Origin of the sequence: Streptomyces sp. NPDC051214 (assembly GCF_040682375.1) — a bacterium.
Lineage (GTDB): Bacteria > Actinomycetota > Actinomycetes > Streptomycetales > Streptomycetaceae > Streptomyces.
The window spans coordinates 182,325-197,943 of sequence record NZ_JBFBAT010000007.1; the positions used below are offsets into that span (position 1 = coordinate 182,325).

Consider the following 15,619-nt stretch of genomic DNA (forward strand, 5'->3'; position numbering starts at 1 on the left):
GTCCGGCATCAGCGCGCACGTACTCAGATCGGCGTCTGAGTACGTGCCCCCTATGCGTGCCCTAGAGGATCGTGGCGCCCGGCGCCGGGGAGCCGGCCACCCGGGCGGTACGGCAGGTGCCGGAGGCCGTGAGCGCTCCGGCGATCCGTCGCGCGGACTCCGCGTCCGCGGCCAGGAACGCCGTCGTGGGCCCGGAGCCGGAGACGAGGGCGGCCAGTGCGCCCGCCCCGGTCCCGGCCGCGAGGGTGTCGACGAGCGAGGGGAACAGCGAGAGCGCCGCGGGCTGCAGGTCATTGCTCACGGCACCGGCGAGTGCCTCGGCGTCCCCGGCGCGCAGGGCGTCGAGCAGCGCGGGTGATGCCTGCGGGGCGGGGGCGTCCGGGGTCAGCCGGTCGAACTCGCGGTAGACCGCGGGCGTGGAGAGCCCTCCGTCGGCCACCGCGAACACCCAGTGGAAGGTGCCGCCGACCTCCAGGGTCTCCAGCTTCTCCCCCCGCCCGGTGCCGAGCGCCGCCCCGCCGACCAGGCTGAACGGCACGTCGCTGCCCAACTCGGCGCAGATGTCGAGGAGTTCGTCCCGCGAGGCCTCGGTGCCCCACAGTGCGTCGCACGCCACGAGCGCGCCCGCGCCGTCCGCACTGCCGCCGGCCATGCCACCGGCGACGGGGATGTCCTTGGCGATGTGGATGTGCACGCCGGCGCTGCGCCCGTGCCGTGCGGCGAGCAGTTCCGCGGCCCGCGCCGCCAAGTTCGTGCGGTCGAGGGGCACTTGCTCGGCCCCGGGCCCCGAGCAGGTGATCCGCAGCTCTTGCGCGGGCGTCACCGTGACGTCGTCGTAGAGCCCGACGGCGAGGAAGACATTGGCGAGGTCGTGGAAGCCGTCGGGGCGCGCGGCGCCCACCGCGAGCTGCACATTGACCTTGGCGGGCACGCGGACGGTCACCCCGGCGTTCACAGGCCCGCGCCCTTGTGCTCGGCGATCCGCGCGAACTCCTCCACCGTGAGCGCCTCACCGCGGGCCTGCGGCGACACCCCGGCGGCGACGAGCGCGGCCTCGGCGGCGGCCGCGGAGCCCGCCCACCCGGCGAGGGCGGCCCGGAGGGTCTTGCGGCGCTGGGCGAAGGCGGCGTCGACGACGGCGAAGACCTCCTTCTTTGAAGCGGTGGTCTTCACCGGCTCGGCGCGCCGCACGAGCGACACGAGACCGGAGTCGACGTTCGGGGCGGGCCAGAAGACGTTGCGCCCGATGGAACCGGCGCGCTTCACGTCGGCGTACCAGTTCGCCTTCACGGAGGGCACGCCGTACACCTTCGAGCCGGGAGCGGCGGCGAGGCGGTCGGCGACCTCGGCCTGCACCATCACGAGCGTGCGCTCGATGCTGGGGAAGGTGTCGAGCATGTGCAGCAGCACGGGGACGGCCACGTTGTACGGAAGGTTGGCGACCAGCGCGGTCGGGGCGGGGCCCGGCAGCTCGCGCACGAGCATGGCGTCGCTGTGCACCAGCGCGAAGGAGTCCGCCTTCGCGGGGAGGCGGGCCTCGATGGTCGCCGGGAGCGCCGCCGCGAGCGTGTCGTCGATCTCGACGGCGGTCACATGGTCCGCGGTGTCGAGCAGGGCGAGGGTCAGCGAGCCGAGCCCCGGGCCGACCTCGACGACCACATCCTCCGGGCCCACTTCCGCGGTGCGGACGATGCGGCGGACGGTGTTGGCGTCGATGACGAAGTTCTGGCCGCGCTGCTTGGTCGGGCGTACGCCCAGGGCAGCGGCCAGCTCGCGGATGTCGGCGGCGCCGAGAAGGCTGCCGGGCTCAGTGTTGCTCACCGCACCAGATTACGGGTCCTGACCTCTGGGCCCCCACCAGCCGCCGGTGCGGACCGGCCCTGCTACAACCGCCCCCCGCAGTGCGGCCACGGGCTCGCGCCCCGTTGTACGTACAGCTTCTTCGCGCGGAACGTCTGTTCCTCCGACGACGCGTCCTGCGGGCGGCCCGAGCCGCCGAGGCCCTGCCAGGTCCGGGTGTCGAACTGGTACAGGCCGCCGTACGTCCCCGACGCGTCCACCGCGTTCGGGCGGCCGCCCGACTCGCAGTGGGCCAGCGACCCCCAGTTCAGGCCCTCCGCCCCCGCCACCGAACTCGGGCGCTGCTTGGTGCCCACCTTCACGATCTGCGTCTGCGGCTCCCGCACGATCTCCGACCGCAGCCGCCGCGGCTTCTGCTTGACGCCGTTGACCGTCCGCAGCGCGTACGTCACCCGCCGGGTCCCCTGGTGCCCCTGCCGCTCCACGACCTCCGTACCGACGAACAGGGAGGAGTCATCGGTCCGCCGCACGTCGAACGGGATCGGCTCGTCCCGCACCTCCTTGCGCCCGGAGATCCGCATGACGGTGATCGTCTGCCCGTCGCGCGGGAAGCTCTCGGGCGCGACGGACGTGGTGTCCTGGCCGTTCAGGCTGATCCCGGACTCCTCGACGGCCTCCCGTACGGTCGCCGCGTTCGTACGGATGGTCCGCTCACGGCCGTCCGCCATGATCGTCACCGTGCGCTCGGTACGTACGTCGAGGTCGAGGCCGCCCCGGTCGATCCGCTTGCTCCGCGAGGCCGACAGATACGCGCCCTCGGCCCGCACCCCGAGCTGGCGCAGCGCGCCGTCCACCGTGCGGGCCGTCGTCCACACCTCGCGCCGCTGCCCGTCGAGGGTGAGCTCGACCGGTCTGCCGTAGCGGACGGCGATCTCGTCGCCGCTGGCCAGGGCCGTGCTCGCGGTCGGCGCCACGATGTCGTGGGCGCCGAAGTCCACGCCCTCGTCCTCGAGCAGCTCGCCGACGTCGTCCGCGAAGGTGTGCAGGGTGCGCGACTCGCCGTCGACGCTCAGCTCGATCGCCTTGTCGTCGGCGACGAAGGCCGAGGTGCCGCCCGCGAGGAAGGCGACGACCAGCGCCTGCGGGAGCAGCCGCCGCAGCGTCTCGGGCCGCTGCGTGTCGGGCCGGTCCGACGCGGCCGGGTCCGGGGTCCTCGACCCGGACTGCGGCTTGGACTTCGGCTTCGGCTTCTTGCGCCGGGCCGCCCGCCGCGCCTCGGCCCGTCCACCGTCACGGATGACGTCAGGGATGACCACGGTGGCCTGCCGGGGGAAGAACTCCGGCTCCGGCTCCGCCCCCTGCTCCGGCTCCGGGTCCGGGTCATAGGTCGCGGCGCCCCCATAAGACGTCTCGTACTGCGGCGCATGACTCACGACGACGCTCCAGCGTTCTCGTTCCGGTCCGGATCGGGCGAGGCGGACCAGAACCTAGCGGAGCGATCGTCACTCTCCAAAGCAGCGCGACCACGCAGTGTCGTGACGCTGCCCTGAACCGCGGGGGTATGGGCGTTATCGGTCAGTAATCAAAGGCGCGTGCCGTGTTGGCCGAGATCGCCTCGGCCATGGCGTCCTCGCCGATCCCCCGTACCTCGGCCATGGCCCGCAATGTGACCGGAATGAGATACGGCGCGTTAGGCCGTCCGCGGTAGGGGGCGGGCGTGAGGAAGGGCGCGTCGGTCTCCACGAGGACCAGTTCGAGGGGGGCCACGGCCAGCGCGTCCCGCAGGCCCTGCGCGTTCTTGAAGGTCATGTTGCCGGCGAAGGACATGAAGTAGCCGTTCTCCGCGCACACTTGCGCCATCGCCGCGTCTCCCGAGTAGCAGTGGAAGACGGTGCGCTTCGGAGCCCCCTCCTCCTTCAGGACCCGCAGCACATCCTCGTGGGCCTCGCGATCGTGGATGACCAGGGCCTTGCCGTGCCGCTTGGCGATCTCGATGTGCGCCCGGAAGGACCGCTCCTGGGCGGCCTTGCCCTCGGGCCCGGTGCGGAAGTAGTCGAGGCCGGTCTCGCCCACGCCCTTGACGTGCGGCAACGCGGCCAGCGCGTCGATCTCGGCGAGCGCGGCGTCCAGCGCCTCGTCGCCGCCGGCCTGGCGCGCGCCCTGCCGGGACCAGCCGTCGGGGTCGCCGTGCACGATGCGCGGCGCCTCGTTGGGGTGCAGGGCGACGGTGGCGTGCACGCTGCCGTACGCGGCTGCCGTTTCCGCGGCCCAGCGCGAACCCGCCACGTCACAGCCCACCTGCACGACCGTCGTCACCCCGACCGCCGCGGCCTTGGCGAGCCCCTCGTCCACCGTGCCCGACTGCATGTCGAGGTGCGTGTGGGAGTCGGCGACCGCCACCCGAAGGGGTTCGGGCAGCGGCGGCGCGGCGTTCTTGGCGTCGGCGTTCTTGCGGTCGGCGTTCTTCGAAGGCATGCCCCCGATCCTACGAAGGGGACGTCACCCCGCCTTGCGGTGGTGGAAGGGATGCAGCAGCGCCGAGAGGTGCCAGTGGTGGTGCTTGGGCTCGCGGGGCTCGGGCACCCCGGCGCCGGGCTCGTCCCCCGTCGCCTTGCCCGCCCCGGCCGCCGCCCGCGGGGCGTGGTGCCGCTGCATCAGGTCCAGGACCGACGACACCTGCCCGGCCCGCATGATCCGTACGACATGTCCGCCGCAGTTCGTACACGTCGGCCGGGTCAGCGGCGACGGCACATGAAGGCCGTCCGCCATATACACCACGAATTCCTTGCCCTTGCCGTCCACGTGATGCTCGATCTCGTAGGACTGTTCCCAGCCGTGCCCGCACCGCATACAGGCGAATGCATAAGATTCGTGAACGGTGTTGGTCGCTTGTGTCGCACGCGTCGCATCGGGCGCCGTGGTGTGGTGACCGGTGTCGGCGATCTCGCTCATGCCAGCTCCTCTTGTCCGCTGGACAAGCGCTGCCGGACCGGGGATTTCCTCCCGGCCGGAAGCGTGGGGACGGGTGCGTCCCCTTTGACCAGTGGACGCCTTTCCCGAGGCGAAAGCATCAGACCTGTCGACAGTTGAAGGCGATTTGGCCTTTCCTTAGCCTTCAGGCCCGGTGCACGGCCCGCACTTTGCTTTTCACGATAGTCCTTTGCCTTCCGATGGGGCGGCCCGAGCCGCATTCTTTGCCGCCACGACGGCATCGAACACGTCGCGTTTGGGCAGCCCCGCGTCGGCCGCGACGGCGGCGATCGCCTCCTTGCGTCGCTCCCCCGCCTCCTCGCGCACCCGCACCCTGCGCACCAGCTCGTCCGGGCCCAGGTCACCGGGGCTTTTCTCCGGTGCCCCCTCGACGACGACGGTGATCTCACCGCGTACGCCGTCGGCCGCCCACTCGGCGAGTTCCCGCAGCGACCCGCGCTTGACCTCTTCGTACGTCTTGGTCAGCTCGCGGCAGACCGCGGCCCTGCGTTCGTCGCCGAACGCCTCGGCCATCGCGACGAGGGTGTCGTCGATCCGGTGCGGTGCCTCGAAGTAGACGAGGGTGCGACGGTCATCGGCCACCTCGCGCAGACGCGAAAGCCGCTCGCCCGCCTTGCGCGGCAGGAAGCCCTCGAAGCAAAAGCGGTCCACCGGGAGGCCCGAGAGGGCCAGCGCGGTGAGCACCGCGGACGGCCCCGGCACGGCGGTGACCCGGATGTCCTTCTCCACGGCGGCGGCGACGAGGCGGTACCCGGGATCGGACACCGACGGCATCCCGGCGTCCGTCACGAGCAGCACCCGCGCGCCGCCGGCCAGGGCCTCGACCAGCTCGGGCGTCCGCGCGCTCTCGTTGCCCTCGAAGTACGAGACGACCCGGCCGCCCACCTGCACGCCGAGCGCCTGGGTGAGCCTGCGGAGCCGCCGGGTGTCCTCGGCGGCCACCACATCGGCCGCCGCCAGCTCGGTGGCGAGCCGCGGCGGAGCGTCCGCGACATCCCCGATGGGCGTGCCCGCGAGGACGAGGGTTCCGCCGGAGGAATGTCCGGGGGACGGGCTTGAGGGGGGCGGGCCGTCGGGAAAATCTGCGCTTCCAGTCACTGTTCCATCCTCGCAGGGGCCGGGTGGGGCCCAGGAGCGGGACTCACACAGTCGGGTTCCCTACGATGGCGCGGTGACCAGTACCGCGTCTTCCCCGGACACCCGCCAGGGCCAGGCAGCCGAGGAGCAGCAGCCGTCGTGGCAGCACAGGCTGCGCCGCTTCGGTTACGTGGCGCGGCCCGGCGAGCCCACGGACGATGTCCGGGCCCGGCTCGTTCCCGCGTACACCGAACCGAGCCCGCGCCTGTGGGCGACGATCGGCCTGCGCAAAAGCTCCGCCGACCTGCTGGTCCGGTGGTCGGGCTGGATCGGCCCGCTGCTGATCACGCTGGTCGCGGGACTCACCCGGTTCTGGAATCTCGGCAACCCGAAGGCCGTGATATTCGACGAGACGTATTACGCCAAGGACGCCTGGGCGCTGATCCACCGGGGCTTCGAGGTCAACTGGCCCGAGAAGGTCAACCCCGACGTCCTGAAGCACGGATCGGACATCACGATCCCCACGGACGCCGCGTACGTGGTGCATCCGCCGGTCGGCAAGTACGTCATCGGCATCGGTGAGTGGATCTTCGGTTTCGATCCGTTCGGCTGGCGCTTCATGACGGCGGTGCTCGGCACCCTGTCGGTCCTGATGCTGTGCCGGATCGGGCGGCGGCTCTTCCGCTCGACGTTCCTGGGCTGTCTGGCGGGCGGGCTGCTCGCGGTGGACGGGCTGCACTTCGTGATGAGCCGCACCGCGCTGCTCGACCAGGTCCTGATGTTCTTCGTTCTCGCCGCGTTCGGCTGCTTCCTGATCGACCGGGACAAGGCGCGCGCGAAGCTCGCGGCCGGGCTTCCGGCCGACGAGGACGGACGGGTGCGCCCCGACGCGTGGGTCGCCGAGACGCTGCGCCTTGGGTGGCGTCCCTGGCGCTGGGCGGCCGGTCTCTGCCTGGGTCTCGCCTTCGGCACCAAGTGGAACGGCCTCTACATCATGGTCTTCTTCTGCTTGCTGACCGTCCTGTGGGACGTGGGCGCCCGCCGCGTCGCGGGCGCCGAGCGTCCCTACCGCGCGGTCCTGAAGCGGGACGTGCTCCCGGCGTTCGTCTCGACGGTGCCGGTCGCGATCGGCGTGTACGTCCTGTCCTGGCTCGGCTGGATCCTCTCCCCGACCGACGGCACCGGCGGCTACTACCGCAACTGGGCGGCGACGGACGGCAAGGGCGGCTCCTGGACGTTCCTGCCGGACTGGCTGCGCAGCCTGTGGCACTACGAACACGCGGTCTACGACTTCCACGTGGGGCTCTCCTCTCCGCACACCTACCAGTCGAACCCGTGGAGCTGGATCGTCGACGGCCGCCCCGTCTCGTACTTCTACGAGTCGCCGCTGCCCGGCAAGGACGGCTGCCCCGCGGGGACCGCGGAGAAGTGCGCCCGCGAGGTGCTCGCGCTCGGCACGCCGATGCTGTGGTGGGCGGGGGCGTTCGCGCTGCTCTACGTGCTGTGGCGGTGGGTGTTCCGCAGGGACTGGCGTGCGGGCGCGATCGTGTGCGGGGTCGCGGCGGGGTATCTGCCGTGGTTCATGTACCAGGAGCGGACGATCTTCTTCTTCTACGCCGTGGTCTTCGTGCCGTTCCTGTGCCTGGCGGTGGCGATGATGATCGGCGCGATCCTCGGTCCGCCCGGTTCGAGCGAGCGGCGGCGGGTCGTGGGGGCCGCGGCGTCGGGCGTCCTGGTGCTGCTGATCCTGTGGAACTTCATCTGGTTCTGGCCCATTTACACCGGCCAGGCCATTCCGATCGATTCCTGGCGGGCCCGCATGCTCCTGGACACGTGGGTCTAGACATCTGGTTGTAGGGAGCACCTAGGACACCTTCGGATAACAGCTCCCTCGTTCCTCACCTCCGCCGCTTAAGGTTCTGTTCGAACCACCCTTCCGGACACACATTCGGGAGGGCTCCTGGGGAGGGGGCGCGGAATGCGCAAAGGGGTAAAGGTCACTTTGGTGGGGGGCGTGTTCGCCGTCATGGTCGGGGGCGCGGGGTACGGCGCGTACAACCTGGTGAACGGCGTGACCGGGGGCGGCGGTTCATCGGCGTCAGGCCCGCACACGGTGAAGACGGGACCGCCGACGAGCGGCGAGGTCGGCGAGACGACGAAGAACTTCCTCGCGGCGTGGGCCAAGGGCGACGCCAGGCAGGCCTCGTCCTACACGAACAACGCGGAAGCGGCCTCGACGCTCCTGACCGGCTACCGCGAGGACGCCCGTCTGACGAAGGTGCGGCTCACACCGGGCAAGGCCGCGGGCACGACCGTGCCGTTCTCGGTCGAGGCGACGGTCTCGTACAAGGGGAAGACCAAGCCCTTCGCGTACGACTCCGAACTGACCGTCGTGCGGGGCGAGACCACGGGGCGTGCGCTCGTCGACTGGGACCCCTCGGTCGTGCACCCGGACCTGAAGAAGGACGACACCCTGGAGACCGGCGAGGCCGCCGTGCCCCCCATCCAGGCCGTCGACCGGAACGGCACGGCCCTGGACAAGAAGACCTACCCCTCGCTCGGCCCGGTCCTCGACCAGCTGCGCGCGAAGTACGGCGACAAGGCGGGCGGAACGCCCGGCGTCGAGCTGTACGTCCGGCACGCGGACGAGAACGCCGGCACCAAGACGCTGCTCACGCTCGCCAAGGGCAAGGCGGGGAAGCTGAGGACGACGCTGAGCGCGCCCGCGCAGCGCGCCGCCGAGAAGGCGGTGACCCGGCACGCGGACTCCTCCGTGGTCGCCGTGCAGCCGAGCTCCGGCGAGGTCTTGGCCGTGGCCAACAACCGGCAGGACGGGTTCAACGCGGCCTTCGAGGGCAAGATGGCCCCCGGCTCGACGATGAAGATCGTCTCGGCGGCGATGCTCATCGACAAGGGCGTGACGAAGGCGAGCGGCCCCGCGCCCTGCCCGGACACCGCGACCTGGCAGAGCAACACCATCCAGAACCTCCCCGGTCTCGCCCCGAACGAGAACGCGACCCTGGCGGACAGCTTCGCGCGCTCGTGCAACACCGCGTTCGTGAAGCTGGTCGACGAGGACGGCGTCACGGACTCCTCCCTCACCGAGGAGGCGCAGAACGGCTTCGGCCTCGGCCTCGACTGGCAGGTGGGCGTCCGCACGGTGGACGGCTCGGTCCCCGCCTCCCCCGGCCCCGACCGCGCGCAGAACATGATCGGCCAGGGCCAGGTGCAGCTGAACCCGCTCAACATGGCCTCGGTCACGGCGACCGCGACCACGGGAGCCTTCCGGCAGCCGGTGATCGTGGACCCGTCCCTTGACGGCCGGGAGCTGGCCACGGCGCACGGCCTGCCCGCGTCCACCGTCGGGCAGCTGCGGCAGATGATGAACGCCACGGCGGTCAGCGGCACCGGCGCGCCTGCCATGTCCGGGCTGAGCGGCAGCATCGGCGCGAAGACGGGTTCGGCGGAGGTCGCGGGCCAGGAGAAGCCCAACAGCTGGTTCGCCGGATACCGCGGTGACGTGGCGGCCGCGGCCGTGGTGGAGCGAGGCGGCCATGGCGGCGACGCGGCCGGCCCTATCGTGGCGGCGGTGCTTGCCGCAGGCAGTTGAGGTGATTGGTAGGGGGCTTCATGAAAGCCCCCTAGTGTGGGGCCTTCCGGTGCAGAGCCTGGGGGTTCTGTGATCTGGGATCTGCGGAGGGTCAGTGGGTAAGCGAGGGCGCGCCAGCGAGCGCAAGGGCATCAGGAACATCACGGGCACATCGGGCGCCAAGAGCGCCAAGGTGCACCCTGGTGTGCTCGGCGGCGCCGCCGCCGTGGTCGTGTGCGGCGTAGGTGTCGCCGCGTACAGCCTGATCGGTGGCTCCGGCGACGGACCGACGGTCGACGAGAAGCCGGTGGCCGCGGGCCCGCCGACGGCCGCCGAGGTGCGGGCCACCACGCGGGACTTCCTCGCGGCGTGGGAGAAGGGCGACGTCACGGGGGCCGCGGCGCTCACGGACGACCGGACGACGGCGAAGACCGCCCTCACCGCGTACGCCAAGGACTCCCACCTCACGAAGGTGAAGCTGACGCCGGGCAAGCGCTCGGGCGCGAAGGTGCCGTTCTCGGTCACGTCCACGGTCTCGTACGAGGGAACGAACAAGCCCTTCGCGTACGAGTCCGAGCTGACCGTCGTACGAAGAAAGCACGACGGCAAGACGCTGGTCGGCTGGCAGCCCTCCGTCGTGCACCCGGACTTGAAGGCCGGCGACCGGCTGGTCACCGGTGAGGCCGGGGACCCGCCGATCAAGGCTGTGGACCGGGACGGCGGCGAGCTGACGAAGGAGAAGTACCCCTCCCTCGGCACGGTCCTCGACAGCCTGCGCGAGAAGTTCGGCGACAAGGCCGGCGGCAAGGCGGGCGTCGAGCTGCGGGTCGTGCGCAAGGACAGCGCGAAGGAAGCCGAGAAGTCGGCGACGACGAAGGACGACGCGAAGGCGACGCCCGACAAGACGCTCCTGACGCTCTCACCGGGCACCCCCGGCACCCTGAAGACCACCTTCGACGCCTCGCTCCAGGCGGCGGCGGAGAAGGAGACGGGCAAGCGCAAGCAGGCCTCCGTCGTCCTGGTGAAGCCGAGCACGGGCGAGATCCTCGCGGCGGCCAACTCGAACCCGACCGGCTTCAACATCGCCTTCCAGGGCTCGCTGGCCCCCGGCTCGACGATGAAGGTCGTCACGTCGTCGTTGCTCCTGGAGAAGAAGCTCGCGGGAGTGGACAAGAAACATCCCTGCCCGAAGTACGTGACGTACGGCGGCTGGAAGTTCCAGAACGACGACAAGTTCCAGATCAAGGACGGCACGTTCCGCGCGAGCTTCGCCCGGTCCTGCAACACGGCCTTCATCAGCCAGGCCAAGAAGCTGCAGGACGACTCCCTGACCAAGCAGGCGCAGGAGGTCTTCGGCCTCGGCCGCGACAACTGGTCGATCGGCGTCCCGAGCTTCGACGGGGCGATCCCCGTCCAGAGCGACGCGCAGATGGGCGCGTCGCTGATCGGTCAGGGCGGCGTCCGCATGAACCCGCTGAACATGGCGTCGGTGGCGGCCACGGTGAAGTCGGGCGAGTTCAAGCAGCCGTACCTGGTCTCCCCGGACATCGACAAGCGCACCCTCGCGACGGCCCCACGCAAGATGTCGGGCGCGACGGCATCGGCCCTGCGCGACCTGATGCACTACACGGCTGTCGCCGGGACCGCGGTGAAACCCATGTCCGGCCTCGGCTCCGACATGGGCGCGAAGACCGGCTCCGCGGAGGTCGACAACCAGAAGAAGCCCAACGGCTGGTTCACGGCGTACCGCGGTGACCTGGCTGCGGGCGCGGTGGTGCAGGAGGGCGGCCACGGCGGCGACTCGGCGGGGCCGCTGGTACGGGCGATGTTCCTGGCGGCGAAGTAGGTCGCTGCCGCTGTGGGCAGGCGTTCCGCAGGGCGGAACGGGTGGGCACAGCCCACGGCCGCCGGGTGCCGATGAACAAGACGCCCAGACCGACATCCGGAACTCGTTCGCATGCCCCGTACACGGACCGCTAGCGTGCGGCGCATGACGGCAACAGAATCCCACGCCAGCCCCCGTTTCGCCGAGGCCCTGCACCAGCTGGGCCTCGGCGAGCTGATCGCAGAGGTCCGCCGCTTCCCGGAGGCGACGCGCACCGCCCAGGAGGCCGCGGCGGCCATCGGCTGCGAGCTGAGCCAGATCTGCAAGTCCCTGATCTTCGCGGCGGACGGCGTCCCGGTCCTGGTCCTGATGGACGGCGCCTCGCGGGTGGATCTGGAGCGCGTGCGGTGGGAGTTGTGCGCGGCGAAGGTGACGCGCGCGAAGGCGGACGTCGTCCGCGAGACCACGGGCTACGCGATCGGCGGGGTACCGCCCTTCGGCCACGCGACCAAGACACGGGTCCTCGCGGACCGCTCGCTCCTGAACCACGACGTGGTGTGGGCGGCGGCGGGCACTCCGTACGCGGTGTTCCCCATGGCGCCCGCGACACTGATCTCCCACGCGAACGGCACCCTGGTGGACGTGCGCGAGACCGCCAAGTGACGCCGCTGGTCGCGTCGGCGGTGCTGCTTGCCGCCGTCACGCACGCGAGCTGGAACGCGATCGCGCACCACATCACGGACAAGCTGGTCGGCTTTACGTTGATATCCGGTGGTGGGCTGCTGATAGGCGTACTCATCACCCCGTTCGCGGCGATACCGGCGGCGGGTGCGTGGCCGTACCTGGTGCTGTCCGCGGTGATCCACGTCGGCTACTACGCCCTGCTGATGAAGTCGTTCAAGCTCGGCGACTTCGGCCAGGCGTACCCGATCGCCCGGGGCACGGCGCCGCTGGTGGTGACGGTCCTCGCCGCGATCTTCGCGGGCGAGATCCCGGACGGCTGGCAGGCGGCGGGAGTCGCGGTCTCCTGCGCGGGCCTGACGGGGCTGGCGCTCTGGGGCATACGCGGCTCGGGCCGGCGCCCCGACTGGGCGGCGATCGGCGCGGCGCTCGCCACGGGCGTCTCGATCGCGGCGTACACGGTGGTGGACGGCCTGGGCGTCCGCGCCTCCGGCTCGTCCATGGGCTACATCGCGTGGCTGATGATCCTGGAGGGCCTCGCGATCCCGCTGTACGCGGCATACCGCTGGCGGGGCGAACTGGTCCCCCGCCTACGCCCGTTCGCAAAGGTGGGCCTACTGGGCGCGGCCCTCTCCGTGGCAGCGTACGGCCTGGTCCTGTGGGCCCAGACAAAGGCAGAACTGGCCCCCATCTCGGCACTCCGCGAGTCCTCGATCATCGTGGGCGCGGCAATAGGGGCGATCTTCTTCAAGGAGAGGTTCGGGGCGCCGAGGCTGGTGGCGGCGGGTTTGATGGTGGCGGGGATCGGATTGATGCTGCACGCGGGGTGAGACAGGTGAGGCGGCTTCAGCCCTGCGTCGCGTACGAGAGGCAACTCACCTCGCGATGAAGTCCGCTATCGCGGCAGCGACAGCCTCGGGCTGCTCGTCGGGGATGAAGTGGCCTGCGTCGGGCACGACGATTCGGGTGGTGTCGTCGGCCCACGGGCTGATGGAAGCGGCCATGTCCGGAATGGAGCCGTGGCTGCTGGAGATGCCGAGGATCGGCACAGCCAGGTGTCGCCGCGCGAGCGACTCGCGGTTCTTACGCGCCGACTCCGCGGCGTCTCGGTAGTACGCGAGGGAAGCGCGCAGGCCGCCGTCGGCGGCGACGGCCGCCGCGTAGTGGCCGATCTCGGCGTCGTCGAACGTGTCGGGAGACAGGGCCTTCATCTTCAGGAACCAGCCGACGTACTCGCGTTCGCGGCCGGCGAGCAGCGTCTCGGGCAGGTCGGGCACGGTGTGGAACGCGAAATGCCAGGTTTTCCACGCTCGTTCCGGGTCGGTGGGAATCGTCTCCGGGAGAGTGATGCCGGGAATCCCGGCGTCGAGCAGGGCGACCCCGCGCAGGTGGCTCTCGAAGTTGAGGGCGAGGGAAAAAGCGACCCAGGCGCCGATGTCGTGGGCGACCAGGGAGTAGGTCGACTCTCCCAGAGCCTTCACGGCGGAGTGGACGTGCGCGGCGACCGTGTGCGTGTCGTAGCCGCGCTCCGGACGCTCGGAGTGCCCCTGACCCGGCAGGTCGATCGCGATGACGCGGAACCGCTGGGCGAGGCCGGGCATCACCTTTCGCCAGGCCCACCAGGTCTGCGGGAATCCGGCGAGCAGGACGACGGCCGGGCCGCTCGGCCGTCCGCCGTCGACGGCATGAAGGCGGACGCCGTCCGCGTCGACCCAGCGGTGAGTGAATCCGGCCAGATGCTGCAGGGGCAGGTCGGGGATGAGGCTGCTTTCGGAAAGGTCCACGCTGGGAGGCTACACATCTTGAACTGATTAGTTCAAGATAGAATGGTGCGCAACACCGTCCCGACCATCGACGCATCGGCGAGGAAGTGCCGCGTGGCAGGCAAGAAGCAGTTCGACATGGATACGGCGCTCGATGCCGCGATGGTCCAGTTCTGGCGCGAGGGCTACGCCGACACCTCATTGGACGATTTGTCCCGGGCAACCGGCCTGAACCGCAGTTCCATCTACTCCTCACTCGGCTCCAAGGACACGCTCTTCCTGCGCTGCCTGGATCTCTACGCCGCGCGCTACGGCGAGAAGTACGACGCCGCCCTGTCGTGTGCGGCGTCGGACCCCGTTGCCGCCGTTCGTGCGTTCTTCGACGTCACCCTCGAGCGCATCGCCGATCCCGACGTGCCTGATGGATGCCTGGTTGCCCAGTCGGCCATGGCGATCCCGGTGCTGAGTCCGGGCGCCGGAGCGCACGCCGAGCAGGTGCTCGGCTTCCAGCTCGTGCGCCTGCGCACCGCGCTGAAGGCCGGAGGACTGACCGACCAGAAGGCCGACGCCTTCGCTGTACACGCGGCGGCTGTGAACCAGTCGCTCGCCGTCATGAGCAGGGCCGGGGCGAGCCCGGCGCAGCTCCTGGCCGTCGTGGGCGTGACCGTGGACGCACTGTCGCAGGCGTTGCGCGCCCCGCACCAGCCGTACTAGGTGGGGCTCCTACAACAGCTTCCGCAGGGCCCGCACCAGCCCCTGAGCCCGCGGATCCGCCGTAACCCCCTTGTTCATGCCGTTCGTCACGTACCCGAAGCCCACCCCCGACTCCGGATCCGCGAAGCCCAGCGCGCCACCCCGCCCGGGGTGTCCGAACGATCCGGCACCCAGCAGCGGCGACGCACCGCCATGCAACATGTAGCCGAGGCCGAAGCGGGTATTCACGATCAGGACGCGGTCGGGACCCGATGACGCCTCCGCGCGGGCCAGTTCGACCATCTCCGGCGTGAAGAGGCGCCCGCTGCCGTCCACTTCACCGATGAGCGAGGCGTAGAAGCGGGCCAGACCGTCAGCGGTGGCGACACCGTTGGACGCGGGAAGGGAAGCCGCCCGGTAAGCGGGGTCGTTCTCGTCGGGCTCCGGAGTCATCGCGGCGAACGCTCGCCGCGTGAGCGAGGCGGGATCCGCGTAAGCCTCCGCCACGTCCCGCTTGGGCCGCACCCTGAGACCCCCCGGAGCCGAGGCCGCCTCGATCCGTCCCAGCCGCCCCACGCGCCCCGCCTCCGCCGACGGAAGCCCCACCCACAGCCCAAGGCCCAGGGGCCCGGCGACCTCCGTGGACACGAACTCCCCGAGAGACCGCCCCGTCACCCGCCGCACCAACTCCCCGGCGAGCCAGCCGTAGGTGTGCGCGTGATAGCCGTGCCCCTCCCCCGGCTCCCAGAACGGCGCCTGCGCCGCGACCGCCGCAGCGGCGAGATCGGGATCGAACGCCTCCGCGGGCGTCAACGGCCGGTCGAGCGCGGGGACACCCGCCCGGTGCGCGAGGACATGCCGGACCAGGACCCCTTCCTTGCCCCGCGCCTTGAACTCGGGCCAGTAGGACCCGACCGGGGCGTCCAGGTCGAGCTCGCCGCGCTGATGCAGAAGGAGCAGAGCAGCGGCAGCCACACCCTTGGTCGCCGAACGGACGATCTGCGCGGTGCCACGCTCCCAGGCCCCGCCGCCCCCGTCGACGTCCTTCGTGCCGCCCCACAGATCCACGACCGGCCGCCCGTCGCGGTACACCACGACCGCAGCGCCCCGCTCGCCGAGCTCTGTGAAGTTCCGTACGAAGGCGTCCTTCACCGGCTCGAAGCCCGGGGCCACCGACCCGTGCACATCAACATCCATGCC

General features: G+C 70.9%; 14 protein-coding genes. 6 read left to right on the top strand and 8 right to left on the bottom strand.

The window, feature by feature from the left end; genetic code table 11:
• Window positions 1-61: 61 nt before the first annotated feature.
• The 6 genes from AB0M70_RS19945 to rsmI form a co-directional block, all read right to left on the bottom strand.
• Window positions 62-955, bottom strand: a complete 894-nt coding sequence (locus AB0M70_RS19945) for a 4-(cytidine 5'-diphospho)-2-C-methyl-D-erythritol kinase (protein ID WP_365821285.1) — start codon at window positions 953-955, stop codon at window positions 62-64.
• On the bottom strand, window positions 952-1,821 hold the full coding sequence (rsmA, locus tag AB0M70_RS19950) for a 16S rRNA (adenine(1518)-N(6)/adenine(1519)-N(6))-dimethyltransferase RsmA (RefSeq protein ID WP_365821286.1): 870 nt from the start codon (window positions 1,819-1,821) through the stop codon (window positions 952-954). The genes AB0M70_RS19945 and rsmA overlap by 4 nt, the downstream gene beginning before the upstream one ends.
• 62 nt (window positions 1,822-1,883) lie before the next feature.
• Window positions 1,884-3,233 carry a ubiquitin-like domain-containing protein gene (locus AB0M70_RS19955; RefSeq protein WP_365821287.1) on the bottom strand — a complete coding sequence of 450 codons (1,350 nt, stop codon included), beginning with the start codon at window positions 3,231-3,233 and terminating at the stop codon, window positions 1,884-1,886.
• A gap of 142 nt (window positions 3,234-3,375) precedes the next feature.
• Entirely contained in the window at window positions 3,376-4,275 is a 900-nt protein-coding gene (locus AB0M70_RS19960; protein ID WP_365821288.1) for a TatD family hydrolase, read from the bottom strand.
• Between the two features lie 24 nt (window positions 4,276-4,299).
• Window positions 4,300-4,650, bottom strand: a complete 351-nt coding sequence (locus tag AB0M70_RS19965) for a hypothetical protein (RefSeq protein WP_365821551.1) — start codon at window positions 4,648-4,650, stop codon at window positions 4,300-4,302.
• Between the two features lie 297 nt (window positions 4,651-4,947).
• On the bottom strand, window positions 4,948-5,889 hold the full coding sequence (gene rsmI / locus AB0M70_RS19970) for a 16S rRNA (cytidine(1402)-2'-O)-methyltransferase (protein ID WP_365821289.1): 942 nt from the start codon (window positions 5,887-5,889) through the stop codon (window positions 4,948-4,950).
• Window positions 5,890-5,962: 73 nt separating this feature from the next.
• On the opposite strand from rsmI, the gene AB0M70_RS19975 reads away from it, so the two are divergent.
• From AB0M70_RS19975 to AB0M70_RS19995, 5 genes are all read left to right on the top strand, one after another.
• A complete protein-coding gene (locus AB0M70_RS19975) occupies window positions 5,963-7,711 on the top strand; it encodes a phospholipid carrier-dependent glycosyltransferase (protein ID WP_365821290.1) in 1,749 nt (582 codons plus the stop codon).
• A gap of 135 nt (window positions 7,712-7,846) precedes the next feature.
• Window positions 7,847-9,478 (top strand): penicillin-binding transpeptidase domain-containing protein, encoded by a 1,632-nt coding sequence (locus tag AB0M70_RS19980; RefSeq protein WP_365821291.1) that lies wholly within the window; start codon window positions 7,847-7,849, stop codon window positions 9,476-9,478.
• 184 nt (window positions 9,479-9,662) lie between these two features.
• Complete coding sequence (locus AB0M70_RS19985) at window positions 9,663-11,303, top strand: penicillin-binding transpeptidase domain-containing protein (RefSeq protein WP_365821552.1); 1,641 nt, start codon at window positions 9,663-9,665, stop codon at window positions 11,301-11,303.
• 144 nt (window positions 11,304-11,447) lie between these two features.
• Window positions 11,448-11,945, top strand: coding sequence for a YbaK/EbsC family protein (locus AB0M70_RS19990; RefSeq protein ID WP_365821292.1), 498 nt, complete (start codon window positions 11,448-11,450; stop codon window positions 11,943-11,945).
• Window positions 11,942-12,793 (top strand): DMT family transporter, encoded by an 852-nt coding sequence (locus AB0M70_RS19995; RefSeq protein WP_365821293.1) that lies wholly within the window; start codon window positions 11,942-11,944, stop codon window positions 12,791-12,793. Before AB0M70_RS19990 ends, AB0M70_RS19995 begins: the two co-directional genes overlap by 4 nt.
• A gap of 45 nt (window positions 12,794-12,838) precedes the next feature.
• Here AB0M70_RS19995 and AB0M70_RS20000 read toward each other — a convergent pair whose 3' ends face one another.
• Window positions 12,839-13,747 carry an alpha/beta hydrolase gene (locus AB0M70_RS20000; protein WP_365821294.1) on the bottom strand — a complete coding sequence of 303 codons (909 nt, stop codon included), beginning with the start codon at window positions 13,745-13,747 and terminating at the stop codon, window positions 12,839-12,841.
• 93 nt (window positions 13,748-13,840) lie between these two features.
• On the opposite strand from AB0M70_RS20000, the gene AB0M70_RS20005 reads away from it, so the two are divergent.
• The gene (locus tag AB0M70_RS20005) at window positions 13,841-14,440 is read left to right on the top strand and encodes a TetR/AcrR family transcriptional regulator (RefSeq protein WP_365821295.1); all 600 of its coding nucleotides are present in this window, start codon (window positions 13,841-13,843) and stop codon (window positions 14,438-14,440) included.
• Window positions 14,441-14,449: 9 nt separating this feature from the next.
• Here AB0M70_RS20005 and AB0M70_RS20010 read toward each other — a convergent pair whose 3' ends face one another.
• Complete coding sequence (locus AB0M70_RS20010) at window positions 14,450-15,616, bottom strand: serine hydrolase domain-containing protein (protein ID WP_365821296.1); 1,167 nt, start codon at window positions 15,614-15,616, stop codon at window positions 14,450-14,452.
• Window positions 15,617-15,619: the final 3 nt, after the last annotated feature.